The organism is Streptomyces sp. SUK 48, assembly GCF_009650765.1.
Classification (GTDB): Bacteria; Actinomycetota; Actinomycetes; order Streptomycetales; family Streptomycetaceae; genus Streptomyces.
Genome location: NZ_CP045740.1, coordinates 7,363,691 through 7,389,053 on the forward strand (window position 1 = coordinate 7,363,691; position 25,363 = coordinate 7,389,053).

Here is a 25,363-nt window from a genome sequence, read left to right on the forward strand (position 1 = left end):
GCGGCGCGTCCGCGTCCGCACTTCAGGACGACCGGTACGGCGCCAGACCCTCCGACTCCAGCAGTGCCATGAGGGCACGGGCCGCGGGGCTGGTGGAGTGCTCGTGCGGCAGCAGCGCCACCGTCTCGTACTCCGCCTCGCCCGTCCCCTTGAGCGGCGGCGCGGCCAGCGTGGGCCGCTTGTGCCGGAAGTGCCGGGGCACGACCGCGATACCCAGGTTCTCGTCCACCAGGTCCAGCAGCGTGTGCACGTCGTTGACCTCCAGCGCGACCGTGCGCCGCACCCCCGCCGCGGCGAAGGCGGCGTCGGTGGCGCGGCGCGGGCCCCAGTCCGGGTGGAAGTCGACGAAGACCTCACCGGCGAGGTCGTCCAGGCACAACAGCGCCCCGGCCGCGGCGAGCCGGTGCCGGGGGTGGCAGAGCACGGTCATCGGTTCGCTGGTGAGCGAGACCGAGCGCAGCTGGTCGCCGTCCGCCCGGGTGCGGTACGCGAAGGCCAGATCGAGGCGCCCGGCCGCGACCTCCTCCGCCAGCGCGCCCGAGCCCGCCTGGCGCAGCCGGATCTCCACGTCCGGGTGCTCGCCCCGGAACGCCGCCAGCAGCCGGGCCACATGCACCCCGGCGATGCACTGCTCGGTGCCCAGCGCCAGCGTGCCGCGCAGGACGCCCTGCACGGCCGCGACCGCCTCGTGCGCCGCGCGCACCTGCGCGAGGACCCGCTCGGCCTCCACCAGCAGCGCCCGTCCCGCCTCCGTCAGCGTCACCCGCCGGGTGGTGCGCACGAACAGCGGCGCCCGCAGCTCCCGCTCCAGCGCCCGGATGGACGCGGACAGGCCCGACTGGGACACCATCAGCCGCTCGGCGGCCCGGGTGAAGTGCTGGTCCTCGGCGACCGCGACGAAGTGCTGGAGATGGCGCAGTTCCATGATTGAGCAGCCTAACCGCTCAATTCCATCCGATTCTCCCATTGGACCACCGGCCGCCGACCGGGGAATCCTGGACCGGAAGATCCGTGCCCCACCCCCAGGAGTCGCGTTGTACACCGCATCCCCCGACCGTTACGCCGAGATGCCCTACCGGCGCACCGGACGCAGCGGCCTCAAGCTCCCCGCGCTGTCGCTCGGCCTGTGGCACAACTTCGGTCCCGACCGCCCCGTGGAGACCCAGCGGGCCATCCTGCGCCGCGCCCTCGACCTCGGCGTCACCCACTTCGACCTGGCCAACAACTACGGCCCGCCGCCCGGCGCCGCCGAGTCCGCGCTGGGCGCCGCCCTCGCCGCCGACCTCGCGCCCTACCGCGACGAGCTGGTCATCTCGACCAAGGCCGGCTACCTGATGTGGCCGGGTCCGTACGGCGAATGGGGTTCGCGCAAGTACCTGCTCGCCTCGCTCGACCAGAGCCTTGCGCGGATGGGCCTGGAGTACGTCGACATCTTCTACTCGCACCGCCCCGACCCGGACACTCCGCTGGAGGAGACGATGGGCGCGCTGCACACGGCCGTCCAGCAGGGCAAGGCGCTCTACGTCGGCATCTCCAACTACTCCGCCGAGCAGACCCGTGAGGCCGCCCGCATCCTGGCCGGCCTCGGCACCCCGCTCCTCATCCACCAGCCGCGCTACTCGATGCTCGACCGGCGCCCCGAGGACGAGGGCCTGCTCGACGCCCTGGACGAACTGAACGTCGGCTCCATCGTCTACTCACCCCTGGAGCAGGGCCTGCTCACCGGCCGCTATCTGCGGGGCGTCCCGGAGGGCTCCCGCGCCGCCGGCGACAGCCCCTTCCTCAAGCCCGAGGCGGTCACCGAGGACCTCGTCGGACGGCTGCGCGCGCTCCAGGAGATCGCCGGCTCCCGCGGCCAGAGCCTCGCCCAGCTGGCCCTCGCCTGGGTGCTGCGCGGCGGCCGGGTCACCTCCGCCCTGGTCGGCGCCAGCAGCCCGGGCCAGCTGGAGGACAGCGTCGGCGCCCTGCGCAACCTGGACTTCGACGCGGAGGAACTGAAGCGGATCGACGCGATCGTACGGTCGTGACATCGCCTCTCCGCGCCGACCCCCGCACGCGGCCCGGCTTCCGCCTCACCTGGGGCGGAGGCCGGGCCGCGCGCCGTCACGCACCCTCGGGGACCCGGTCCAGGAACCCCATGACGTGGCGGATACGGCCCTCGCCGTCCAGGGTGACGACGTCGAACCCGGCGACCGGCGCCGAGCCGTCGGCCTCGTTCACCAGCTCCCAGCCGAAGCGCGCGATGTCGTGGTGCCCGTCCACCGCGCCGAGCGGGCGGAAGGCGAACCCCGGGAACTGCTCGTGGGCCGCGGCGATCACGGCCGCCACGCCCTCGTGCCCGCGGACGTCGGCGAGCGGGTCGGTGTAGGAGCCGTCCGCGGCCCAGGCGGCGGCGACGGCCTTGCGCAGCGCCTCCGGCTCGGTGGCGTTCCAAGCCTCGAAGTAACGCGCGGCGGCGGTCTCGTAGCGTTCGGTGTTCACGGACATGGCGAATCAGCCTCCAACGGAGTCGTCTGTGCTGGTCGGACACCGGATCGGGGTTCCGCCGACCCGGTGGAACCACCATGCCCGAGAGGTGCCCGAGGGGTCGATTACCTCCGGGGTCATGCTCGTACCGCCTTGACGGGCCCCGTCATTTCCACCGAAAAGGGTGGGGAATATGCCAGCAGAGTGGCCGGAAAGTCGTGGTGACAGTGTTTCGGCCGTGGCGATACTCGAACAGCGAGGGGCACTGAGGGGCACTTCACCGCACGGAGCCGCACGGAGAGCGAGGTCCGCCCGGCACACCCGGACGAGGCGACGGGGAGTGATACGTGCACGACGAATTCCTGTGCCATGTCACGGCATACGGGGTGTGCGGCGGTCGGCGCATCGGCGTACCGCTCGGCACCTACCGCGCGCCGACCCTGGCACTGGCCCTGTGGTGGCTGCGCGACCGCGCGTCCTGGATCGCCGAACGCCTCGACCCCAGTCCGGAGGCCGTCCCCTTCCCGGCGGGGGCGCTGGTGCCGGTCGCCGAGACGGTCGCCGACGTTCCCACGCTGCTGCGCGCCTGGTGCGCCGACGACGGCCAGCAGGAACGCGTGGCCGAGCAGCTGGCCCAGGGGCGGCTGGTGCGGATCGCGGCGTACGACGACACCACCGAGTACGAACTGCTCGCCGAGTCGGTCGACGCCCTACGGATGCAGCGCACCATTCCCGCGCTCGTGGTGCCCATCGGGTGAGCGGCGGCGGCGCACCGGCCGGGCGAGCAGACCGCCGAGGAACCCGGCGAGCAGCCCCCACAGCGCGCCCAGCCCCACCGCCTGCCAGATCCGCGGCCGCAGCAGCAGCTCCCCGGACAGCCCGCCGCCCAGATCGCCGATGCCGAACAGGGACAGCCCGCAGTGCGCGGAGATCCGGCACAGCAGGCAGATCGCGAGCTGGGTGAGGGCGAGCGCGACGGCGAGGCGCACGGCGTGCAGCCACAGCGGGGTCCGGGGCGGTGAGCGCAGGGCCGCGCGGACCGCGACCGCGAGCAGCAGCACCCCGGCCGCCACCGGCAGCCAGGCCATCCGGCCGTCGTACTCCGTCAGGGTGCGCAGATCGACCTCGGAGACGTCCGGGGTGCGCAGCAGCGCGTCCAGGATGTGCGGGACCGGCAGCCCGAAGGGGCCGTCCACCCGGCCGTCCCAGGTCGCGCCGAGCCCGACGGTCAGCGCGGGCCAGACCAGGTTGGGCAGGCCGAGCAGGATCAGCGCGAAGGTCGTCCGCGCGTGCCCCCGGCCGACCGCCGTGACCAGTGCCACCACGAGGCCCACGGCGACCGCGGCCAGCAGCAGCTCCACCATCGCCCGGGAGACGGGGCGCGCCCCCTCCCGCCGGTGCGGCAGCCGACCCGGCAGCGGCACCCGGCGCGTGACCAGCAGCGCCACCACCAGCACCCCGGCCAGCCACAGCAGCGCGAACAGCACGGTCTCCGGCACGTCCGCGGCGAACCCGATCCGCGGCTCCGCCTCGAACAGCGAGGTCAGATCGTTGAGGGTGCCGCTGCCCACGTCCACCGCGAACGTGTCCCGGGCCGCGAGGGCCAGCCCGGTCAGCGCCAGGAGCCACAGGACGGCGATCCGCCCGGCCCACCGGGCCAGTTCCGCGGCCGAGGCGACCGTCCGGTGCCGCAGCGGGCGCAGGAATTCCGCGCCGATCACCAGGGCGCCCGCCAACGCCACCGACAGAGGGAGTACGGTGATCCCGGCCTCGGTCCTGGCCAGGGCGCCGGCGTCACCGGCGAGCCGGACGCTGCCGCCGACCGCCGTCACCACGGTCGCCGCCAGCACCCGGGGGAACGCGCCGTCCGGCAGTCCCGCCGCACCCGCCGCCCACAGCCCGGCCGCGGCCACCAGCACCATCACCGCGAGCCCGGTCAGCACCACGGCCAGCGCCTGGGGCCAGCCGTGCCGGGCGGCGGGCCGCGCGGAGACGGTCAGGGGGCTCACGTCTGCCACGCTATGCAGCGGCCGGGCACCTTGCCCGCCGGGTGGTCCGTCCGCGCCGGGCCGGCCCGGTACCGTGATCCCAGCCCGGCTCGGTACCGTGACGCTCGCCACTGTGCGCGGTCGGCGAACGCCTGGACTGCGGGGCGCGGCCCGGGGTAGGAGGACTGGTGCGAATACGGCCGAACGGACCGGGCCCGCGGCCCGCGAGAGAGACAGCATGACCGAGCATCTGGGCGGGGCAGTGATACCGACCGGTTTCGACGTACCCGTCGAGCCGCTGAGACGCGCGACGCATTTCACCGGCGAACCCGGCTGCATCGCCGAGGCGAGGGCCTTCGCGGCCCAGTTCCTGGAACAGCTGCGCACCGAGTGGTGCGCCACCATCGACCGCGGCGCGGACGGCGAGCTGCTCCTGCTGGTGAGCGAGCTGGTCACCAACGCGGACCGGCACAGCGACGGCCCCTACATCCTGGAGCTGGAGGGCACGGACACCGCCGTGACGGTCTCCGTCTGCGACAGCAGTACGGCGCTGCCCCAGCTCTTCCCGAAGAACCCGCAGCGCATCGGGCGGCACGGCCTGGAGATCGTGCACGCGCTCGCCACCGAGGTCGCCGTCGAGCGCGTCCCGGTCGGCAAGCGGGTGATCGCCCGCTTCGCGCTGACACGCTGAACGCCCGGACCGCATCGGTGCCGGGCGTTCAGCGTGTGCTTCTTCAAAATCTCCGCTTCGTCCGCCTCGCGGCTCAGGCGCAGCCCAGCTCGCCCAGCATCCCCTGACGCAGCCGGGTGATGATCCGCTTGATCAGCCGGGAGACGTGCATCTGGGAGCAGCCGAGCTGTTCCCCGATCTCCGCCTGGGTGGCCTCCTCCACGAACCGCAGATGGATGATCCGGCGGTCCCGCTCGCTCAGCTCCGCCATCAGCGGCGCCAGCGCGTGGAAGTCCTCCACCAGGCGCAGACCCTCCTCCTCCACCCCGATGAAGTCGGCGAGCACCGCCTCGCCGTCCTCCGGGCCGTCGCCCGTGAGGGCCGCGTCCAGCGAGGAGGAGTTGTAGCCGTTGGCGGCGAGCTGCCCCTCCAGCACCTGTTCCTCGGAGAGGTTCATCAAGGTGGCCAGCTCGGCGACGGTCGGATCGCGGTCGAGGCGGCTGGACAGTTCCTCGCGCGCCTTGGCCAGCTCGACCCGCAGCTCCTGGAGCCGCCGGGGCACGTGCACCGCCCAGGTGGTGTCGCGGAAGAACCGCTTGATCTCGCCGACGATGTAGGGCAGCGCGAAGGAGGTGAACTCCACCTCCCGGGACAGCTCGAACCGGTCGATGGCCTTGATCAGCCCGATCATGCCGGTCTGGACGATGTCCTCCATGTCGTCGCCGCGGCCCCGGAAACGGCCGGCCGCGAACCGCACGAGCGACATGTTCATCTCGATGAGGGTGTTCCGCGCGTACTGGTGCTCGTGGGTCCCCTCCTCCAGCTCGGTCAGCCGGCGGAAGAACTGGCGGGACAGCTGGCGCGCGTCCCGGGGGGCCACGGAGGTGGGGTCCGCGATGCCGGGCAGGGTCCCCGTGTCCGTGCCGTCCTGCTCGGTCTTCTCGACGACCACTGTCTGCGACCGCATCACGGCGGTTTCCATTACCTCTCCCACGAAAGTCACGGTTCGACGTCTGCCCTTTTCGGCCTCTGCGTCCGATCCCTACGCTGTTGTGTTCTGCGCGTGTACCCGGTTTTCGGCAGATCATTCCTGCCGGTCCGGACCGCTCACGGCTCGAGTACCCCCGGTGACTCGGCGCATGCCCGCCGTATACGGCACTGGCTTGAAATCGCCGTTCCTCTCAGGTCGGCGCGCTCCCGCCCGCCCGCCGGGAAACCCCGGAGCCGCGCCGTCATTTCCCTTGTGGTGCCCGGAAGAACGCCCACCCGCCCCCGGCCGGCGGCTGCGGCTCCGCCACCGCCATGAATCGACCGGTCGGCCGAATCCCGCTCTGTCGCGCGAGGCGGCCACGCGCCGGATGCCGGGGCCTGTCCGGGGTCCCGGGCGGGCCGGGCCGATGAGTTTCCGCTCGCGTGCCGGTCTGCACCCCGAATCGTGTTTCCCCCTCCAGGAGGTGCTCATGACCACCGACGGTTTCACCACATGCCTCTGGTTCGACGGCCAGGCGGAGGAGGCCGCGCACTACTACGTGTCGATCTTCAAGAACTCCCGCGTGGAGCGCGTCGGCCGGCACACCGAGGCGGGGCCCGGCCCGGCGGGTTCCGTGCTGGCCGTCGAGTTCACGGCCAACGGCCAGCGGTTCATGGCGCTCAACGGCGGCCCCCAGTTCACCTTCAACGAGTCGGTCTCCTTCCAGATCTTCTGCTCCGACCAGCAGGAGATCGACCACTACTGGAACCGGCTCACCGAGAACGGCGGCGAGGGCGGCTCCTGCAGCTGGCTCAAGGACAGGTACGGCGTGTCCTGGCAGGTCGTCTACGACCGGCTGCTCCCCATGCTGAGCGACCCGGACCCGGAGAAGGCCACCCGGGTGGCCCGCGCCATGATGAGCATGGGCAAACTGGACGTCGCCGCCCTGGAGAGCGCCTACGCGGGCGGGTGACACGGAGACCGTCCCTACCCGGCCTCGGCGAGGATCTCGGCGATCACCCGCCGGGAGTTCTCCGCCAGGGCCGGGTTGCTGTCCCAGTAGTACGGCAGCTGGATCAGCGCGACCGACAGCGCCCAGCCCCGCCCCCGCGCCCACTCGGCGTCGCCCGCGCCGGCCGCCTCCCGGAAGACGCCCCGGGCCGGGGCGGGCAGCAGGTTCCACGCCGGCATGAGATCCGCCGCCGGATCGCCCGTCCCCGCACAGCCGAAGTCGATGACCGCGCCGAGCCGCCCGCCCTGGACCAGCACATTGCCGGGGGACAGATCGCCGTGCGCCCACCGGGCCGGCCCGCCGTGCTCCGGGGCGGCCAGCGCCCGCTCCCACAGCTCCGTGACCGCCCGCGCGTCCACCCGGTCGCCCAGCTCGGCGACGGCCGCGCGGGTGGGCCCGTCCCGCTCGCGCAGCGGCCCGCCCCGGTAGCCGGCCGGCGCCCCGGCCGCCTCGACGCGGCGCAGCGCCCGCACGAACAGCCCCAGCTCCCGGGCCGGCCCCTCGGGCCGGCCCACCGCCCCGGCCACCGGATTGGCCCCGGCGAGCCAGCGGTAGACGGACCACGGCCACGGCTAGCCCTCGTCCGCCTCGCCCGCGCCCACCGGCTCCGGTACGGCCACCGGGAGCAGCGGTCCCAGCAGGGGCAGCCAGCGCCGCTCGTGCGCCAGGTCCGGCACCGCCCCGGGATGCCGGGGGAGCCGTACCACCGGCTCGGTGCCCAGCCGGAACATGGCGTTCTCGGTGCCGAAGGAGGCGAGCCGGCGTACCGGCAGCGCGGACCAGTGCGGGAAGCGGCGGGCGATCAGACGCCGCACCAGTGGGGCGTCCAGGTCCAGCTCGTCGGCGTGCATCCCCAATGTGTTCACGGCAGCCATCCGAGCGCCCCGGACCCCTTGCCGGCGAGCGGATTTCAGTGCTCGGGCACCAGCACCGCCGCGCCGTCGAAGCGGCCCGCCTTCAGATCGCGCAGCGCCTCAGGGGCCCGGTCGAGCGGATAGGGGTGGGTGGTCGAGCGGACTCCGTAGCGGGCCGCCAGGGTGAGGAACTCCCGTCCGTCCGCACGGGTGTTGGCGGTGACGCTGCGCAGCTCCTTCTCGTAGAACAGATCCGTCTCGTAGCGCAGCGGCGGTACGTCGCTGAGGTGGATGCCCGCCACCGCCAGCACCCCGCCCCGGTCCAGGGCGCGCAGCGCGACCGGCACCAGATCGCCGACCGGCGCGAAGAGGATCGCCGCGTCCAGCGGCTCCGGCGGCCGCTCGTCCAGGTCCCGCGCGGAGGCCGCGCCCAGCTCCAGGGCGAGCCGCCGCGCGACCTCGTCCCGGGTGACCACATGCACGGTGGCGCCCTCGGCGAGCGCGACCTGCGCGCACAGATGGGCGCTGCCCCCGAAGCCGTACAGGCCCAGGCGTCCGCCGGGCGGCGGCGCGGCGCGGCGCAGCGCGCGGAAGCCGATGATCCCGGCGCACAGCAGGGGCGCCGCCGACACGTCGTCCAGCGCCTCGGGCAGCCGGTAGGCGAAGGCGGCCGGCACGGTCGTGTACTGGGCGTAGCCGCCGTCCGCGTCCCAGCCCGTGTACCGGGAGCGCGGGCACAGGTTCTCGGCGCCCCGCGCACAGTAGGCGCACACCCCGTCGGTGCGGCGCAGCCAGGCCACGCCCACCCGGTCGCCCGGCGCGAAACCGAAGACCTGCGCGCCGAGCCCCGCCACCTCGCCGACCACCTCGTGCCCGGGCGTCACCCCCGCCCGGCGCACCGGCAGCTCGCCCTCGGTGACATGCAGATCGGTCCGGCACACCCCGCACGCCCGCACCCGCACCAGCAGTTCGTCCGCGCCGGGGACGGGCACCGGCCGCTCCACCAGCTCCAGCGGCTCGCCCTCGACCGGTCCCGGCGCCACCACCGACCACGCCCGCATCGTCATCGCCCACGCCCTTTCCGCAGAGCAGACGGCCTCTCCCCAGTGTCCGGCAGCGCCCCGCTCGGCGCGCGGCCCGGCCGGGCGCTGGCTAGCGTGAGCAGGCGGGGGCCGCGACGAATCCAGGAGGGCGGCGAGCATGCCCGTACACCCCGAGGGAACGCCCTGCTGGGCCGATGCGATGTTCACCGACCTGGAGGGCGCCAAGAGGTTCTACGGCGAGGTCCTCGGCTGGACCTTCGGGGACTCCACGGCGCGCTACGGCCACTACACCCAGGCAACCGTGGACGGCCGGGCCGTCGCCGCCGTCGTGCCGCCCATGCCCGGCCAGGAGGGGCAGTCGCGGTGGTGCCTGTACTTCGCCTCGCCGGACGCCGCCGCCACGGCCGGGAAGGTACGGCGAAACGGCGGTGACGTGCTGATGGAGCCGATGCGGGTCGGGGACTTCGGCACCATGTGCCTGGCCCGCGAGCCCAGCGGGGCCGTGTTCGGGGTGTGGCAGGCGGACACCCACGAGGGCTTCGAGGAGACGGCCGTACCCGGCGCCTACTGCTGGGCCGAGGTGTTCACCCGCGAACCCGAGAAGGCGGACGCCTTCTTCCGCGCGGTCTTCCCGTACCGCACGAAGGACATCGTGGACGACGCGGACGACGCGGTGGACTTCCGGATGTTCGCCGTCGGCGAGGACACCGTGCTCGGGCGGATGCGGATGACCGAGGACTTCCCGCCCGAGGTGCCCTCGTACCTCAACGTCTACTTCACCGTCGCCGACTGCGACACGGCCGTCGCCGCGGCGACCCGGCTCGGCGGCGTCGTCCGCTTCGGACCGATGAGCAGCCCCTTCGGCCGGTTCGCGGCGCTCAGCGATCCGCAGGGCGCCGACTTCTCGGTGATCGACATCACGACCACCGAGGGCGAGCTGCCCCGGATCGAGGACGCCTGAGTGAGGGTCCCGCCGGCCCGGTCGGGGCACCGGCGCCGTCATGGGATGATCGTGCGCATGCGTGAACGAGTGGTGGCCGCGTGCGACGGGGCTTCGAAGGGGAACCCCGGACCGGCCGGATGGGCGTGGGTGGTCTCCGCCGACGACGAGCGGACGCCCGCTCGCTGGGAGGCGGGCCCGCTGGGCCGGGCCACCAACAACGTCGCCGAACTCACCGCCCTGGAGCGGCTGCTGAGCTCCGTCGATCCCGGCGTCGAGCTGGAGATCCGGATGGACTCCCAGTACGCGATGAAGGCCGTCACCACCTGGCTGCCCGGCTGGAAGCGCAACGGCTGGAAGACCTCCGGCGGCAAGCCGGTCGCGAACCAGGAGCTGGTGGTCGGTATCGACGCCCTCCTGGAGGGCCGCTCGGTGGAGTTCCGCTACGTCCCGGCGCACCAGGTCGACGGCGACCCGCTCAACGACTTCGCCGACCGCGCGGCCAGCCAGGCCGCCGTCGTGCAGGAGCCGGCGGGCAGCGAGCTGGGCTCGCCGGTGCCGCCGCCCTCGCCCGACACGCCCAAGTCGGGCGCCCCGCGCAAGAAGACGGCCCGCCGCACCGGGGGCGCGTCCTCCTCGTCGCGCACCATCAAGGCGAAGTTCGCGGGGCGCTGCCTGTGCGGCCGCTCCTACGCGGCGGGCGAGTCCATCGCCAAGAACGCGCAGGGCTGGGGCCACCCGGAGTGCCGCACGGCCGAGGTCTGAGCGGCCCATCGCCGCCCCGCCGTCCCGCCGTCCCGAGCGGCCCGGCGCTCCCGTGGGAGCGGGCGCCGGGTGGCAGACTGCCGTCATGGACGAACGGGTAATCGACAGGTGGGGTCAGTGGGCGTCGGTGGTCGGACTCGGCACCTGGCAGCTGGGCGCGGACTGGGGCGACGTGGCCGACCAGGACGCGCCGGCCGTCCTGGAGGCCGCCGCCGAGTCCGGGGTCACCTTCTTCGACACCGCCGACGTCTACGGTGACGGGCGCAGCGAGCAGACCATCGCCGCCTTCCTGGGCGGCCGCCCCGATCTGCATGTCCTGGTGGCCACCAAGATGGGCCGCCGCGTGGACCAGGTTCCCGAGAACTACGTCCTCGACAACTTCCGCGCCTGGAACGACCGTTCGCGGCGCAACCTCGGCGTCGACCGGATCGACCTGGTGCAGCTGCACTGCCCGCCCGCCTCCGTCTACTCCACCGACGCGGTGTACGACGCGCTGGACACCCTGGTCGAGGAGGAGCGCGTCGCCGCGTACGGCGTGAGCGTGGAGACCTGCGCGGAGGCGCTGGCCGCGATCGCCCGGCCGAACGTGGCCAGCGTGCAGATCATCCTCAATCCGTTCCGGATGAAGCCGCTGCGCGAGGTGCTGCCCGCCGCCCGCGCCGCCGGTGTCGGCGTCATCGCCCGGGTGCCGCTCGCCTCCGGGCTGCTGTCCGGCAAGTACACCAAGGACACCGTCTTCGCCGCGAACGACCACCGCACCTTCAACCGGCACGGCGAGGCGTTCGACCAGGGCGAGACCTTCTCCGGAGTCGACTACGGGACCGGCGTGGAGGCGGCCGCCGAGTTCGCGGCGCTCGCCCCCGAGGGCTGCTCCCCGGCCCAGCTGGCGCTGCGCTGGATCATCGAGCAGGACGGCGTCACCACGGTCATCCCCGGCGCCCGCGACCCCGAGCAGGCCCGCGCCAACGCGGCCGCCGCGAAGCTGCCCCCGCTGGAGCCGGAGACGTCCGCCGCGATCCGGGACCTGTACGAGCGGCGGATCGCGGAGCAGGTCGAACACCGCTGGTAGCCGCGCCGCGGCCCATCGTTTGAAGAAACGGCCGGGCGGTTACCAGCACCGCATGACAGACGACCGCCGCAAGGGGCGCGACGAGACCAAGGAGGAACGGGCCGACCGGATGTGGGGTGAACTCGTCCAGGAGGTCCGCATCGCCCAGACGGGGGTGCAGATCCTGTTCGGCTTCCTGCTGACCGTCGTCTTCTACCCGAAATACACCACGCTGTCCGACACCAACCAGCACATCTACATCGTCACCGTGGTGCTCGGCGCCTGCACCACCGGCGCCCTCATCGGACCGGTCTCGCTGCACCGCCTGGTCTCCGGACACCGGGTCAAGCCCCAGGCGGTGCGGCTCGCCGCCCGGCTGACCTTCCTCGGCCTGGTGCTGCTGCTGGTCACGATGGCCTCGGCCCTGCTGCTCATCCTGCGGGTGGCCACGCACGACGGCTATGTGCCCTGGCTGATCGCGGCCGTCGTCGCCTGGTACCTGGTGTGCTGGTTCGGCCTCCCGCTGTGGGCCCGGCACCGGCACACCGTCGGCCCGGAAAACGAGTAACGGCCCGGCGGACGGGCCGCGTAGGGTCCCGCCATGCCCGAGCTGCAACCGCTGCGCCCCGACCACGCCCCAGCCCTGCTCGCGGCGGCGCCGGCCTCGGCTACCGGATCGCCGAGCGGGCGACGGGCCGGGGGCTCGCGACCTGGGCCGTGCGGGAGCTGTGCGCGCGGGCCGCGGAGGTGTACGGGCTGACCTTCCTGACGGCCGCGAGCAGGGTGGAGAACCTGGCCTCGCGGGCCGTGCTGGCGCGCACCGGCTTCACCGTGGTCGGCGAGACCCGGCTGTCCGGGCTGCCGGGCCTCACCTTTCGCCGCGCGCTGACGGGCGCCCGGTGACGGACGCCCGGTGACGCCGGCCGCTCATCCGGCGGCGAGGATGTTCGCCAACAGCTCGTCCACGGGAGCGTGTTCACGGCCCGGCGGCACGATCTCCCGGGTCTCGCGCAGGAACATGGCCACGGCCGGCGCCCAGGCGTACACCACCGCGCGCTGTCGCCCGCCGTCCGGGCGCGGCTCCCCGAGGAACTCCAGGCGCAGTTCGTGCCACATCCCCGTGTCGGCGGGCCGCAGCCGTACGTCACCGACGCCGACCGGCCGGTTCAGTCCCTCGGCGAGCATCTCCCGGTCGAGGCGCCACTGGGCCAGCACATGGCCGTCATGGGCGAAGACGACGGTGACGGCGAACGGGTCGTCGGCGTCGTAGCCGAGATGGGCGAGGACCGGGAAGCGGCCGGTGCCGGGGGCGTGGAGCTGCACCACCAGGGACTTGTGCACGAAGGTGTTCACGCTGGGAACCTCCCGGGACGATCGGCGTATTGAGACCCCTGTACCCCGTTCGCCCCGGTCGAGCCCCGGTCAGCCGAACGCCTCCCGCAGCGCGGGCAGCAGGGTCTTCGCCGACCAGTCGAGGAACTCCGGCTGGGTGTCACCGCCGATCTGCACCAGGGCGACCTCGTCGAACCCGGCCTGCGCGTACGGTCGAACGGCCTCCACGAAGGCGTCCGGGTCGTCGCCGCACGGAAGGGAGGCGGCCACGTCCTCGGGGGTGACGAACCGGGTCGCGGACTCGAAGGAGTCGGGGTGGGGCAGTTCGGCGTTCACCTTCCAGCCGAGGCCGAACCAGCGGAACTGCGCGTGGGCGCGCTTGATCGCGGTGTCCCGGTCGGGGTCGTAGCTCACCGGCAGCTGGCCGACGCGGGGCTTGCCGCGGCCGCCGTGGCGGTCGAACGCGGTCAGCAGGTCGGGCTTCGGCTCGGTCGCGATCACCAGGTCGCCGAGGCGTCCCGCGAGCCGGCAGGACTGCTCGCCGGAGACCGCGATACCGATCGGCGGGGGCGGCTCCGGCACGTCCCACAGCCGGGCCGACTCCACCTGGTAGTGCCGGCCGTGCCGGGTGACGTGCTCGCCCCCGAACAGCGCGCGGATGATGTCCACGGCCTCTTCCAGCATCTCGTGGCGCACGTCCACCGGGGCCAGCCGCCGCCCACCACATGCTCGTTCAGGTTCTCGCCCGCGCCGAGCCCGAGCCGGAACCGGCCCTCGGACAGCAGTTGCACGGTCGCCGCCTTCTGCGCCACGACGGCCGGGTGGTAGCGCCGGATGGGACAGGTCACGTAGGTCATCAGCGGGATGCGCGAGGTGGCCTGCGCGGCGGCGCCCAGCACGGCCCACGCGTAGGGGGAGTGGCCCTGCGCCCGCAGCCACGGAAAGTAGTGGTCCGAGGTCACCGAGAAGTCGAACCCCGCCTCCTCGGCCCCCACCACGTGCTGCACCAGCTCCCGGGGCCCGGCCTGCTCGGTCATCATCGTGTATCCGATTCGCACCATAGGTGCCGAGTCCCCGGCCTGCCGTCCGTGAAAACGGCGGGGCCCGCCGAAGCCCGGAGGCCCGGGCCCGCCGGGCCCGCCACCCCCTACTCCAGCCCGAACCGCTCCGCCCAGCCTGTGACCTCTGCCAGGGTCGTGTTGCCGCCGCACACCACGAGGCCCAGACGGGCGCCGGGGCCGACGCGGGAGAGGACCTCGCGGGCGGCCGGCAGCAGGCAGCCCGCGGCGGGTTCCGCCCAGAGTTTGGCGTGGGTGGCGAGGTCCAGGCAGCCGCGCACGGCCTCGCGGTCGGGGACCACCAGGACGTCCTCGACCAGCTTGGCGGTGTGGTCGTAGGTCAGCCGGCAGACCGCGGGCGCGCTGAGGGTGGTGACCAGGGAGGACAGCGGGACCGGCACCGGGCCGCCCGCCTTCAGCGCGGCCGACATCGCCTCGGCGCCCGCCGTCTCCACGCCCCACACCCGCACCCCGGGCCGCCGCTCCCGCAGCGCCGCCGCGATGCCCGAGATCAGGCCGCCCCCGCCGACGCTGACGACGACGTCCGTGAGCTCCTCGGCGGCGTCCTCGGCCAGTTCGAGGCCGACCGTGCCCTGCCCGGCCAGCACGGTGGGGTCGTCGAACGGGTGGACCAGTGTCAGCCCCTCCGCCGCGAGCCGCGTCCCCAGCTCGAAGGCGCCGTCCATGCCGTCGGTCAGCCGCAGCGCCGCCCCGGCCTCCTCGGCGAGCGCGAGCGAACGCGCGGGCGCGGTGCGGGGCATCACCACGGTCGCCTTCACGTCGAGGGCCGCCGCCATCACCGCGAGCGCGATCCCGTGGTTGCCGCCGCTGACCGCGACCACGCCCGCCGCCCGCTCCGCCTCGCTCAGCGACAGCAGCTTCGCCGCCGCCCCGCGCGCCTTGAACGAGCCGGTGCGCTGGAGCAGTTCGAGCTTGGCCGTGACCGGGGCGCCGAGCAGCGCGCCGAGCCCGGGGCTCGCCACGGTCGGCGTCCGCACCACATGCGGGGCGATCAGCTCGGCCGCGGCCTCGATCTCGGAGATGCCGATCACGGTCTGCCACCTTTCCCGTTCAGTGCTGCTGCGGCTTGTGCGGGGTCAGCTCGCTCGGACGGACGACGACCACGCCCTCGCCCCGGAGCATCAGCTGTACGGCCTCGCCGGAGCCGCCGCGCAGCATCGACCCTACCGACTGCGAGCGGTGCAGCGAGGTCTCCAGCGCCTCGCTCCAGCCGACCACCGCGTCCGTGTCGACGTACACCGGGTGCTCCGCCGTGACCGGGATGACCAGCGGCTCGCCGTCACAGACCAGACCGAGCCGGCCGCTGCCGCCGAACACGCTGTTGAACAGGCCGCCCGCGGTGACGCCGGAGCCCTTGACCGTGCGGATCTCGTACGACAGCGACGGGTCGAAGCACAGCACATGCCGGCCGCCCACGGTGAACCGGTCGCCGGGCTCCAGTTCCACGACGAAGCAGTTCCGCGCCTCGTGCGCGAGCCAGACCTCGCCCCGCCCGCGCACCGCCATCAACGGCAGCCCCTCCCCGGTGACCGCCCGTTTGAGCATGCCCCCGACGCCCTGCCCCTTGCGCTCGAACCGCAGGTCTCCGCGGTGGGCGACCATCGCGCCCTGCCGGGCGTACATCTCGCCGTCCACCGCGTACCTGAGGCACTTGGCGTTCTCGACGGACATCCCGGGCCCGGTGGCCGCCCGCACCAGGTGCCGGCCGGAAAAGAGATCACCCTTCATGCGGGCATCCTGACCCGGCGGCACGCCTTCTGCCAAGATCAGGACGCCCGGTTTCCTACTCCTTGCCCGAGGCCGGCGGCCACCGCTTGGCCCGCTTGCCGCAGAACGCCGAATCCAGCGTCCCCGCGAGCGTGTTGAGCACCGTTCCGTTGTTGGACGTGGTGGCGACGGCCGTCATGCTCCGGCCGCCGTCCTTCGTCGCGAACGCGTACGTGTAGTAGCCCTGCACCGTCCCCGTGTGCCCGTACACCGAGATCCCGCAGGACAGATCGCGGCGCCGCAGCCCGAGCCCGTACGCGGTGGTCGCGTTGACCCGGATCATCTTCTCCATCTCCGCGAGCCGCGCCGCGGACATCAGCCTGCCGCCGAGCAGCGCGCTGTAGAAGGTGTCCAGGTCCCGCGCGCTGGAGATGATCGCGCCCGCGCTCTGCGCCCACGACACGGTCTGCTCGGTGGCGTCCACCAGCGGATCGCCCGCCTTGTCGGGGGTGAGGTAGCCGTGCGCGTGGGCGCCGGGGATCGCGGTGTCGGGGTGGACGTAGAAGGTGTCCCGGAGCTTCAGCGGCCCGAAGATCCGGTTCTGGTACTCGGTCCGCACGGAGTGCCCGGTGATCTTCTCGATGAGCATCCCGGCGACCACGAAGTTGGTGTTCGAGTAGGAGTACGCCGCGCCGGGCGCGTTGGTGCGGGGGTGCTTCAGGGACAGCGCCACCAACTCCCGGTACGTGAAGACCTTGTCGCGGACCGCCTCGAACCCGGGGACGCTGTCGGCGAACATGTCGTTGGTGAAGTCGTACAGCCCGCTGCGGTGGCCGAGCACCTGGCGCACCGTGATCGCGTCGGTCGGCAGCAGCCCCGGCAGATAGCGGTTCACCGGCGCGTCCAGCTCCAGCCGGTGCTCGTCGACGAGTTGGAGCAGGACGACCGCCGAGAAGGACTTGGTGACGCTGCCCACGCGGAACCGGTCCCCGGCGTCCATGGCCCGCCGGGTGCCGCGGTCGGCGTACCCGTACGTCGTCCGGTACACCGTGCCGTGATCGTCGATCCGGGCCAGCGCGCCCGGCGCGCCCTGGGCCACCGCCGACCGCAGCACCGCGGTCAGGCCCGCCGTGTCGGGCGCCGGAAGCCCCTCCGCCGCGGCCGACTTCACCACCGGTACCGCGAGCAGCGACAGCGCGACCGCTCCGAGAACCGCGCCCCTGCTCACCGTGGCTGACACCATCGGGCATCCACTCCCATCCGTACGACTGCCGATGCGATATCGGTCACATTCCGGCCTGGGAACCTAGGGGATCGGGACCACGTCTCCACAGCCGACACACAGTTGGTCATGAAGCGATCACTCTCTGGCGCCCATTTGCAAAGGATTGCCATAGAAGTTCGCGAAATGGATCATTCTCGGTTTACGTGCACATGACTGATCCGTAAGGGTGAGCCTTCGGGGCCCGACCAGCCCCTTGGCGCCGAAAGGCGCCATGCCCCAGGGCGGTTGACGATCGCCGCCCTCCACAGAAGGAACCCTGATCAGATTGCGTAAACCGCACATACGCTCAGTGGCGATCGCGGTCGCGGTGGCGACCGCCGCCACGGGTCTGGCCGGTACGGCCTTCGCAGGTCCCACGACGGGGGAGGCGCGCTCCGTCGCGTCCGTCACCGACTCCGGCGCCGTGGTGACCGCGGCCCGCACCGCGGCCTTCGCGCACGCGTCCGCGACCGGTGTCTCCACGGGTGACGAACTCCAGGCCCAGGACGTCATGCTGGACCCCGAGGGCGCCCGCCACGTCCGCTTCGAGCGCACCCACAACGGCCTGCCGGTGCTCGGCGGCGACCTCGTGGTCCACCTCGACCACCAGCTCGCCTACACGGGCGTGACCCGCGCCGCCGGCCAGGCCGTCAAGCCGGCCGCCGCCGCCAAGGCCAAGCTGACCGCCGGTCAGGCCGCCGCCAAGGCCGCCCAGGCGGCCAAGGGCGAGGCCGGTACCGCCCAGCTCGTCGTGGATGCCCGCGACGGCGCCTCCGCGCTCGCCTACCAGGTGACCGTGACCGACCAGGACGGCACCAACACCGTCGTGGTCGACGCCGTCACCGGCAAGGTGCGCAGCAACACGCCCGACAGCGACCAGTTCCTGTCGCCGAAGCTCGTCAAGAGCCTCCAGAAGAGCGGCGTGACGGCCACCCCGGCCACGGGTGACGCCCGCGCCGCCGCCCTCGGCCGCGCCGGCGCCCCCACCGGCGCCAAGACGTCCTACCCGTCCGCCGCCAGCGGCACGGGCAAGACCCTCTACGTCGGCAGCGTCGGTCTCACCACCACGCAGACCTCGCGCGGCCACTACCAGCTCGCCGACCCGAGCCGGTACGGCACCGAGGTGCGCGACGCCAAGGGCGGCAAGACGGAGAACTTCAACTCCGGTACGAAGTTCACCACCACCACCAACGTGTGGGGCAACGGCGCGACCTCCAACCGCGCCAGCGCCGCCGCGGACGCCCAGTACGGCATCACCAAGACGCTGGACTTCTACAAGAAGACCTTCGGCCGCAAGGGCATCGCCGACAACGGCAAGGCCGCCCACGGCCTGGTGCACTGGGGCAGCAAGGTCGCCAACGCCTTCTGGGACCCGACCTGCACCTGCATGCTGTACGGCGACGGTGACGGGCAGACCTTCAAGAAGCCGCTGGTCGTCCTCGACGTCACCGGTCACGAGCTGACCCACGGCGTGGTGGACGCGACCGCCAAGCTGGAGCCGACCTACGTCGACGCGGACGGCAACCAGTACGGCGAGCCGGGTGCGCTCAACGAGTCGCTGGCGGACATCTTCGGCTCCAACGTCGAGTTCTACGCCAACAACAAGCAGGACACGCCCGACTACCTGATCGGCGAGAAGCTGGGCCTCGCGCAGAAGTTCCTGCGCCGCCTGGACCACCCCTCGCTGGACAAGCTCGAGGGCACGATCGACTACTGGACGCCGGACACCTACTACACCGAGGTGCACGCCGGTTCCGGTGTCTCGTCGCACGCCTACTACCTCCTCGCGGAGGGCAGCGGCAAGAAGACGATCAACGGCGTGGCGTACGACTCGCCGACGTACGACAAGTCCACGGTGAAGGGCATCGGCCGCACCAAGGCCACCGCCATCTTCTACCGTGCGCTGACCCGCTACATGGTGTCCACGACCGACTTCCACGACGCGCGTGTCGCGACGCTCCAGGCGGCCAAGGACCTGTACGGCGCGAACAGCACCGAGTACAAGACGGTGAACCAGGCGTGGGCGGCGGTCGATGTGACCGCCGCGAACGCGCCGGCCGCCAAGCACTGACGGCCTCGCGCACGACCGGATGCCCCGCCCCGCGCGGGGCATCCGCATGTCCGGACCGGTGCGGGGCATCCGGACCTCTCGACACCGCCGCGATCATGGACGGCGGCGAGCCGACGAGGGAGGGGAACGGATGACGGCCCACCGAGGTGCGGACCGGGGCTGGTGGCGGGACCATGTCCTGCGTGGGACACGCGGATACGGCCGCGGGGGTCCGGCCGGCCGGCGACCGGCCGGGCGTCTCGTGAACGGCCGGTTCGGGCGCGGCTGCCGCGTCGCCGCCGCCCTGCTGACGGTCGCCGCCTGCCAGGCCGGGCCCACCCGCGCGGTCCTTCATCCGCCGAGTGCCCCGGGCCGCGCCTCTGGCGTGCTGACCTGGGCGGCGAGCGCCGAACGCATGGGCCCGGGCGTCGCGGGCGCGCAGTACCGGATGATCGTGCACCTCAGCGTCGGCGGCAGCGCGCCGCGCATCCGCTTCACCAACGCCTTCGGCGACCGGCCGCTGGTCCTCGACCACGTCTACGCGGGCCCGCGCGCCCGGGGCGCCGCCCTGCGCCCCGGCGGCAACCACGCCCTGACCTTCGGCGGCGCCCACCGCGTCACCGTCCCCGCCGGCTCCGTGGCCTGGAGCGATCCGCTGCCCGGCCGGGTGCCCGCCGGTGCCGATCTCGCGGTGAGCCTGCGCACCCCGCTGGCCGGGGGCCCGGCCAGCGGCCACGAGCTGGCGCTCCAGACGTCGTACACGGCGCTGGGCGGCGATCTGACCGCCGAGGACGGCGGCGCGCGCTGGACGCGGACCACCGGCGCCTGGTGGTACGTCGACGCCGTCGCCGTACGTCCCGACCGGCCGGCCGGCGGTGCCGTGGCCGCGCTCGGCGACTCCCTCACCGACGGCTGGCAGTCCACCGCCGACCGCAACCGCCGCTGGCCCGACTACCTGGCCCGGCGCCTGCACGCGGCCCGAGGCGCCCTCCAGGGCGTGGCCGACGAGGGCATATCCGGCGACAAGCTGCTCGCGGACGGCACCGGGGACGGCGCCGGGCAGAGCATGCTGCACCGGCTGGACCGGGATGTGCTGTCCCAGCCCGGGGTGCGCACCGTCGTCCTCTTCGCGGGCGTCAACGACCTCAAGGCCCACACCGGTGTCACCGCCGCCGAACTGATCGCCGGATACCGCACGTTGGTCCACCGCGCGCACGCGGCCCATCTGTGCGTGATGGGCGCCACCATCGGCCCGTTCAAGGGCTGGCCGGAGTGGGACCACGCCGCCGAGGCCGTACGCCGCGAGGTCAACCACCACCTGCGCACGAGCGGGGACTTCGACGCCGTCGCCGACTTCGACCGGACGCTGCGCGACCCCCGCGACCCCGAGCGCCTGCGGCCGGGGTACGACGGCGGCGACCATCTGCACCCCGGCGACCGGGGCATGCGCGCCCTCGCCGGCACCGTCGACCTGAAGCGGCTCGACTGCCGGCGCTGAGGCTCGGCCCGCGGTTCAGCGGCTCACCCCAGGGTCCGCGCCCAGTCCCGCGGCACCCGCCCCGCGGGGCCCGGCACCGGCTGGTCGGCCGGATGCCCGGCCGGCGGGGCGAGTGCGGGCCCCTCGGCGCTCAGCTCCTCGGTGGCGAAGTTCCAGAACCACGCCTCGTCCGGCTCGAAGCTGCGGATCACCGGATGCCCGGTGGCCCGGTAGTGCGCGGTGGCGTGCTTGGCGGGCGAGTCGTCGCAGCAGCCGATGTGCCCGCACTGGGCGCAGCGCCGCAGATGGAACCACCACCCGCCCGCCGCCTCGCACTCCACGCAACCGGTGCCGCTCGGCGGGACGTTCGTGTCGATGCCCTCGGTGCCGCTCATACGGCCTCCTCCGATCGTTCGCCGGCCGGTCCGGGCGGTCCGGCCGGCTCGGGTGGTCCGGCGGTCAGCGGCAGCAGCACCTGGAAGCGGGTGTCACCGGGCTCCGAGTCGACCCGCAGCGTGCCGTGGTGCTTGTCGACGACGATCCGCCAGGAGATGTCCAGACCGAGCCCGGTGCCCTCGCCGACCGGCTTGGTGGTGAAGAACGGGTCGAAGATCCGGTCCTCGATCTCCGCCGGGATGCCCGGCCCGGTGTCCCGGAACTCCACCAGCACCCGGTCGTGGTCGCGCGCGGTGCGCACCGTCAGGGTGCCCTCGCCGCCCGAACTCCGCATCGCGGAGACGGCGTTGTCGATCAGGTTGGTCCACACCTGGTTCAGCTCCGCCGGATAGGCGGGCACCGGCGGGAGCGTCCGGTCGTACTCCTTGACCACCCGGATGCCGGAGCCGAACTTGGCCGACAGCATCAGCAGCGTGCTCTCCAGGAGTTCGTGCACGTCCACCGCGCGGTACGGCGCCCGGTCCAGCTGCGCGTACTGCTTGGCCGCGTCCACCAGATGCGAGATGCGGGCGGTGGAGTCCTCGATCTCGGTCATCAGCAGCTCGGTCTCCACCGTGTAGTTGAGCCAGCCGATCGCACCCGGCAAAATCTCCTCGTCCACGGCCGCCGCGACCTGCTCCAGCCAGTCGGCGTCGAGTCCCGCCTGGACGAAGGTCGGTGCCAGCCGCCAGCCGTCCGCGATGCCGTGGTCCTCCAGCCAGTCCCCGAGCAGATCCTCCCGGTCGGCGGCCTCCAGCGGACCGAGCGCCGGGGCCTTCGCCACCCGCTCGGCGGTGCGCTCCTGGATCTCGACCAGGCTCGCCAACGCGTCCCGGGAGAACGGCCCTTCGGCGATCACGGCCAGCTTGCGCCGCATCTTCGCCACCCGCTCCCGCAGCGTGGCGGTGGCCCGCACGGCCGCGGCCGCCGGGTTGTTCAGCTCATGGGTGAGCCCCGCCGACAGCGAGCCGAGCGCCAGCAGCCGCTCCCGCTGCCCGATCGCCGCCTGAGTGGTCTTCGAGCCGAAGAACAGGCCCTCCAGCAGATGCACCGCCATCGGGAACCACGCGTGCATCACGTCCGCGAACAGATCGGCGGGCAGCACGAAGAACCGCGTCGGCTCGGTGGCCCGCAGCGAGTTGGTGTACACCTGCCGCACCCGGTCGCCCAGATACGCCTGCATGGCGCCGCCGTACACCCCGCGCTGCGAGGTCCGGGTGACCTCCACGTCGTCCGCGCCGACCCGGCGCGAGATCACCACCGTCCCCTCGACCATCACGAAGAAGCAGGTCGCGGGAGAGCCCTCGGTGTACACCGGACCCGGCGGGAACAGCTCCACCCGCCCCTCGGCGCACAGCCGCCCCAGCTGCTCGGGGGCGAGCTTCTCGAAGAGGAACAGCGACCGGATCTCCTTCGGGTCGCACGGCATGATCTGCCCGCTCATGACTGCTCCAGATACCGGTGGACGAGCATGACGGCCATCGCACCCTCGCCGACGGCGGAGGCGACGCGCTTCGCGGACTCGGCGCGCGCGTCGCCCGCCACGAACACGCCGGGCACGCTGGTCTCCAGGTGGTAGGGCGGCCGGTCCAGCTCCCAGCCGGCCGGGGGCCGCCCGTCGGCGGTCAGATCCGGCCCGGCGAGGATGAAGCCGCGCTCGTCGCGCCGCACGCCCTCGCCGAGCCAGTCGGTCAGCGGGGCCGCGCCGATGAACACGAACATCCACTGGGCGTCGACCCGTTCGGTCTCCCCGGTCGCCGTGTCACGCAGGGTCAGCCGCTCCAGCCGCTCCGCGCCGTGGGCCGCGTCCACCACCGTGCGGCAGCGCACCTCGATGTTCGGCGCCTCGGCGATCTGCTGGACCAGGTAGTACGACATCGACGCCGCCAGATCCGCGCCGCGCACCAGCAGCGTCACCGACTTGGCGCCCCGGGCGAGGTACATCGCCGCCTGACCCGCCGAGTTGGCGCCGCCGACGATGTACACGTCCTGGCCCTGGCAGCCGGCCGCCTCGGTCAGCGCGGAGCCGTAGTACACCCCGCAGCCGGTGAGGTCCGCGCAGCCCTGGGCGTCGAGTTGCCGGTACTGCACGCCGGTCGCCAGGATGACGCTGTGCGCGGCGATCGCCGTACCGTCCGCGAACCGTACGACCCGGGCGGCGCCACATGTCTCCAGGGCCGTCACCTCGCGCGCGGTCAGGATCTCGGCACCGAACCGGGCCGCCTGCCGCCGCGCCCGGTCGGTGAGCTGGGCGCCGGAGACACCGTCCGGGAAGCCCAGGTAGTTCTCGATGCGGGAACTCTGCCCGGCTTGCCCGCCGGTCGCCGAGCGCTCCACCAGCACCGTGCGCAGCCCCTCCGAGGCCCCGTACACGGCCGCGCCGAGCCCGGCCGGGCCGCCGCCGATCACCACCAGGTCGTAGAAGTCGGCCGTGGGTGTCGTGGCGAGGCCCACCCGCGCGGCCAGTTCGGGTGCCTCGGGCTCGACCAGCGCCGAGCCGTCCGGGGTGATCACCACCGGCAGCCGCTGCCCGTCCAGCCCGGCCGCCGCCAGCAGCCGCTGCCCCTCCGGCTCCTCCACGGAGTACCAGCGGTACGGCACCTGGTTGCGGGCCAGGAACTCCCGCACCCGCGACGACGGCGCCGACCAGCGGTGCCCGACCACCTTGGTGCTCGGCACCGGCTTGTGGTCGCTGGCGCGCCACGCCGTCAGGAGATCGTCCAGCACCGGATAGAGCTTCTCCTCCGGCGGGTCCCAGGGCTTGAGCAGATAGTGGTCGAGGTCCACCACGTTGATCGCGTCGATCGCCGCGTTCGTGTCCGCGTACGCGGTCAGCAGCACCCGCCGCGCCCCCGGGTACACGTCGAGCGCCTGCTCCAGGAACTCGATGCCGTTCATCCGGGGCATCCGGTAGTCGGCCAGGATCACCGCCACCAGATCGCCGCGCAGCTTCAGCTCGCGCAGCGCCTCCAGCGCGGACGGCCCGGACTCGGCGCGCACGATCCGGTACGACGCTCCGTAGCGGCGCCTGAGATCACGGGCGACGGCGCGGGAGACCCCTGGGTCGTCGTCCACGGTCAGGATGACGGTCCGCGTCGCGTCGGCGGCCGGTGCCGTCGGGGGCGGTGTCCTGGGCGCGGCCTGTGTCATGGATCTCCCACCCCGAGCGTCGGAATCCCGCGGCGCGGTGGCACGGGCGCCCTCGCACCGGTACGCGCCCATCGTATGTTCGATCGCCCGGCTTCGCCCCGGCGTCCGGTTCCACCCAGCGCCCCGGCGTCCGGGGTCCGCCCCCGCGCCGCGGAGGGCCGGGGTCCGGCCGGGGCGCGCCGTGTCCGATAGTGGGCATCGGCAGCACGAACGGTCGGCACGACGAGGAGGCCACGGATGACACGGGCGATCACGGCAGGGCTCGACGGCACGCAGGAGAGCCTGGCCGCGCTGGACTGGGCGGCCAGGGAGGCCGTACGCCGGGGGCTGCCCCTGCGGGTCCTGCACGCGTGGCACCACGCCGAGAAGCTCGCGGGAGCCGCCGACCGGGACACCCAGCGGGGGTGGGCCGAGGAGGGCGTCGCACAGGCGGTGCGCCAGGTCGCCGAGCGGCATCCGGAGCTCACGGTGAGCGTCGACGTGGCCGAGGGGGACGCCGGCGAGGTACTGGGCCGCGCGGCCCGGGACGCTCAGATGCTGGTCCTGGGCTCGCGCGGGCACGGCCCGGTCGTCGGCTTCCTGCTGGGCTCGGTGGGCCGGCGCGTCATCGCCGAGGCCGCCCGGCCCGTGGTGCTCGTGCGCGCCGGCGACCGCGCCGCCCTGGAGGCCGCCGGGCGCGAGGTGGTGGTCGGCCAGGACGGCGACGCCGAGGACAGCGCGGCCGCGCTGCGCTTCGCCTTCGAGACGGCGGCGGCCCGCGGCGCCACCGTGCGCGCCATACGGGCCTGGACCCTGCCGCCGGTCTTCGCCTACAGCCCCGGCTCGCTCAGGCTGCTGGACGAGGCCGGGGGCCTGGAGCCGTACGAGAAGCAGGCGCTGGCCGATGCGCTGCGGCCCTGGCGCGAGCGGTTCCCCGACGTGCCGGTGGCCGAGCAGGTGGAGATGGGCAGCGCGGGGCAGGTGCTGCTGTCGCTCGTCGGCCGCGCCCAGCTGATGGTCGTCGGCCGCCGGGCCCGCCGCACCGCCGTGGGCGCCCGCATCGGCTCGGTCGCGCACGGGGTGCTGCACCACGCGGACTGCCCGGTGGCGGTGGTCCCGCACGACTGACCCGGC

Annotated in this window: 24 protein-coding genes and 2 pseudogenes; 12 read left to right on the forward strand and 14 right to left on the reverse strand. The window is 73.4% G+C overall.

Annotated elements, in window-relative coordinates; genetic code table 11:
* Positions 1 to 22 precede the first annotated feature (22 nt).
* On the reverse strand, positions 23 to 925 hold the full coding sequence (locus tag GHR20_RS32625; RefSeq protein WP_148025928.1) for a LysR substrate-binding domain-containing protein: 903 nt from the start codon (positions 923 to 925) through the stop codon (positions 23 to 25).
* 109 nt (positions 926 to 1,034) lie between these two features.
* Here GHR20_RS32625 and mgrA point away from each other — a divergent pair, with 109 nt between their 5' ends.
* Positions 1,035 to 2,027, forward strand: coding sequence for an L-glyceraldehyde 3-phosphate reductase (mgrA, locus tag GHR20_RS32630; RefSeq protein WP_111583460.1), 993 nt, complete (start codon positions 1,035 to 1,037; stop codon positions 2,025 to 2,027).
* Positions 2,028 to 2,103: 76 nt separating this feature from the next.
* Here mgrA and GHR20_RS32635 read toward each other — a convergent pair whose 3' ends face one another.
* Positions 2,104 to 2,487, reverse strand: a complete 384-nt coding sequence (locus GHR20_RS32635; RefSeq protein ID WP_111583459.1) for a nuclear transport factor 2 family protein — start codon at positions 2,485 to 2,487, stop codon at positions 2,104 to 2,106.
* A 326-nt stretch (positions 2,488 to 2,813) separates the two neighbouring features.
* Between GHR20_RS32635 and GHR20_RS32640 the strand changes: the two genes are divergently transcribed.
* Positions 2,814 to 3,224 carry a hypothetical protein gene (locus tag GHR20_RS32640; protein WP_111583458.1) on the forward strand — a complete coding sequence of 137 codons (411 nt, stop codon included), beginning with the start codon at positions 2,814 to 2,816 and terminating at the stop codon, positions 3,222 to 3,224.
* Here the strand turns inward: GHR20_RS32640 and GHR20_RS32645 are convergent.
* Complete coding sequence (locus GHR20_RS32645; protein WP_153815230.1) at positions 3,177 to 4,475, reverse strand: streptophobe family protein; 1,299 nt, start codon at positions 4,473 to 4,475, stop codon at positions 3,177 to 3,179. The genes GHR20_RS32640 and GHR20_RS32645 overlap by 48 nt on opposite strands.
* Before the next feature lie 217 nt (positions 4,476 to 4,692).
* Here GHR20_RS32645 and GHR20_RS32650 point away from each other — a divergent pair, with 217 nt between their 5' ends.
* Entirely contained in the window at positions 4,693 to 5,145 is a 453-nt protein-coding gene (locus GHR20_RS32650; protein WP_153815231.1) for an ATP-binding protein, read from the forward strand.
* Positions 5,146 to 5,218: 73 nt separating this feature from the next.
* On the opposite strand, the gene GHR20_RS32655 is transcribed toward GHR20_RS32650, so the two are convergent.
* Positions 5,219 to 6,106 (reverse strand): RNA polymerase sigma factor SigF, encoded by an 888-nt coding sequence (locus GHR20_RS32655; RefSeq protein WP_153815232.1) that lies wholly within the window; start codon positions 6,104 to 6,106, stop codon positions 5,219 to 5,221.
* Positions 6,107 to 6,584: 478 nt separating this feature from the next.
* Here GHR20_RS32655 and GHR20_RS32660 point away from each other — a divergent pair, with 478 nt between their 5' ends.
* Positions 6,585 to 7,067 carry a VOC family protein gene (locus GHR20_RS32660; protein WP_111583454.1) on the forward strand — a complete coding sequence of 161 codons (483 nt, stop codon included), beginning with the start codon at positions 6,585 to 6,587 and terminating at the stop codon, positions 7,065 to 7,067.
* Positions 7,068 to 7,081: 14 nt separating this feature from the next.
* On the opposite strand, the pseudogene GHR20_RS32665 reads toward GHR20_RS32660, so the two are convergent.
* Positions 7,082 to 7,981, reverse strand: a pseudogene (locus GHR20_RS32665) (aminoglycoside phosphotransferase family protein).
* Positions 7,982 to 8,016: 35 nt separating this feature from the next.
* Complete coding sequence (locus tag GHR20_RS32670) at positions 8,017 to 9,021, reverse strand: zinc-binding alcohol dehydrogenase family protein (protein WP_194859158.1); 1,005 nt, start codon at positions 9,019 to 9,021, stop codon at positions 8,017 to 8,019.
* 139 nt (positions 9,022 to 9,160) lie between these two features.
* Between GHR20_RS32670 and GHR20_RS32675 the strand changes: the two genes are divergently transcribed.
* The 5 genes from GHR20_RS32675 (at position 9,161) to GHR20_RS37840 (ending at position 12,659) form a co-directional block, all read left to right on the forward strand.
* Positions 9,161 to 9,964: a VOC family protein gene (locus tag GHR20_RS32675; protein WP_153815234.1), complete on the forward strand. Its 804-nt coding sequence runs from the start codon at positions 9,161 to 9,163 to the stop codon at positions 9,962 to 9,964.
* Positions 9,965 to 10,009: 45 nt separating this feature from the next.
* Entirely contained in the window at positions 10,010 to 10,708 is a 699-nt protein-coding gene (locus GHR20_RS32680) for a ribonuclease H (protein ID WP_153815235.1), read from the forward strand.
* Between the two features lie 85 nt (positions 10,709 to 10,793).
* A complete protein-coding gene (locus tag GHR20_RS32685; RefSeq protein WP_153815236.1) occupies positions 10,794 to 11,777 on the forward strand; it encodes an aldo/keto reductase in 984 nt (327 codons plus the stop codon).
* Between the two features lie 52 nt (positions 11,778 to 11,829).
* Positions 11,830 to 12,324, forward strand: a complete 495-nt coding sequence (locus GHR20_RS32690) for a DUF6328 family protein (protein ID WP_153815237.1) — start codon at positions 11,830 to 11,832, stop codon at positions 12,322 to 12,324.
* Entirely contained in the window at positions 12,282 to 12,659 is a 378-nt protein-coding gene (locus tag GHR20_RS37840; protein WP_275549801.1) for a GNAT family N-acetyltransferase, read from the forward strand. Before GHR20_RS32690 ends, GHR20_RS37840 begins: the two co-directional genes overlap by 43 nt.
* 24 nt (positions 12,660 to 12,683) lie before the next feature.
* Here GHR20_RS37840 and GHR20_RS32700 read toward each other — a convergent pair whose 3' ends face one another.
* From GHR20_RS32700 to GHR20_RS32720, 5 genes and pseudogenes are all read right to left on the reverse strand, one after another.
* On the reverse strand, positions 12,684 to 13,109 hold the full coding sequence (locus tag GHR20_RS32700; protein ID WP_111583446.1) for an SsgA family sporulation/cell division regulator: 426 nt from the start codon (positions 13,107 to 13,109) through the stop codon (positions 12,684 to 12,686).
* A 69-nt stretch (positions 13,110 to 13,178) separates the two neighbouring features.
* Positions 13,179 to 14,149 (reverse strand): annotated as a pseudogene (locus tag GHR20_RS32705) (LLM class F420-dependent oxidoreductase).
* 86 nt (positions 14,150 to 14,235) lie between these two features.
* Positions 14,236 to 15,198, reverse strand: a complete 963-nt coding sequence (locus GHR20_RS32710) for a pyridoxal-phosphate dependent enzyme (RefSeq protein WP_153815239.1) — start codon at positions 15,196 to 15,198, stop codon at positions 14,236 to 14,238.
* Between the two features lie 19 nt (positions 15,199 to 15,217).
* On the reverse strand, positions 15,218 to 15,895 hold the full coding sequence (locus GHR20_RS32715) for an AIM24 family protein (RefSeq protein WP_153815240.1): 678 nt from the start codon (positions 15,893 to 15,895) through the stop codon (positions 15,218 to 15,220).
* 55 nt (positions 15,896 to 15,950) lie between these two features.
* On the reverse strand, positions 15,951 to 17,117 hold the full coding sequence (locus GHR20_RS32720) for a serine hydrolase domain-containing protein (RefSeq protein WP_148025914.1): 1,167 nt from the start codon (positions 17,115 to 17,117) through the stop codon (positions 15,951 to 15,953).
* A 331-nt stretch (positions 17,118 to 17,448) separates the two neighbouring features.
* Between GHR20_RS32720 and GHR20_RS32725 the strand changes: the two genes are divergently transcribed.
* The gene (locus GHR20_RS32725) at positions 17,449 to 19,209 is read left to right on the forward strand and encodes a M4 family metallopeptidase (protein WP_243878193.1); all 1,761 of its coding nucleotides are present in this window, start codon (positions 17,449 to 17,451) and stop codon (positions 19,207 to 19,209) included.
* Between the two features lie 130 nt (positions 19,210 to 19,339).
* Positions 19,340 to 20,686 (forward strand): SGNH/GDSL hydrolase family protein, encoded by a 1,347-nt coding sequence (locus GHR20_RS32730; protein WP_153815242.1) that lies wholly within the window; start codon positions 19,340 to 19,342, stop codon positions 20,684 to 20,686.
* 23 nt (positions 20,687 to 20,709) lie between these two features.
* Here the strand turns inward: GHR20_RS32730 and GHR20_RS32735 are convergent, their stop codons facing one another.
* Genes GHR20_RS32735 through GHR20_RS32745 form a run of 3 tightly spaced genes read right to left on the reverse strand, consistent with a single transcriptional unit; the run spans position 20,710 to position 24,250 of the window.
* Complete coding sequence (locus GHR20_RS32735; protein WP_111583439.1) at positions 20,710 to 21,060, reverse strand: UBP-type zinc finger domain-containing protein; 351 nt, start codon at positions 21,058 to 21,060, stop codon at positions 20,710 to 20,712.
* Positions 21,057 to 22,544, reverse strand: coding sequence for an ATP-binding protein (locus GHR20_RS32740; protein WP_111583438.1), 1,488 nt, complete (start codon positions 22,542 to 22,544; stop codon positions 21,057 to 21,059). The genes GHR20_RS32735 and GHR20_RS32740 overlap by 4 nt, the downstream gene beginning before the upstream one ends.
* Positions 22,541 to 24,250, reverse strand: a complete 1,710-nt coding sequence (locus GHR20_RS32745) for an FAD-dependent oxidoreductase (protein ID WP_153815243.1) — start codon at positions 24,248 to 24,250, stop codon at positions 22,541 to 22,543. The genes GHR20_RS32740 and GHR20_RS32745 overlap by 4 nt, the downstream gene beginning before the upstream one ends.
* 237 nt (positions 24,251 to 24,487) lie before the next feature.
* On the opposite strand from GHR20_RS32745, the gene GHR20_RS32750 reads away from it, so the two are divergent.
* Positions 24,488 to 25,357 carry a universal stress protein gene (locus tag GHR20_RS32750; protein ID WP_153815244.1) on the forward strand — a complete coding sequence of 290 codons (870 nt, stop codon included), beginning with the start codon at positions 24,488 to 24,490 and terminating at the stop codon, positions 25,355 to 25,357.
* The last annotated feature ends 6 nt before the right edge of the window (positions 25,358 to 25,363 follow it).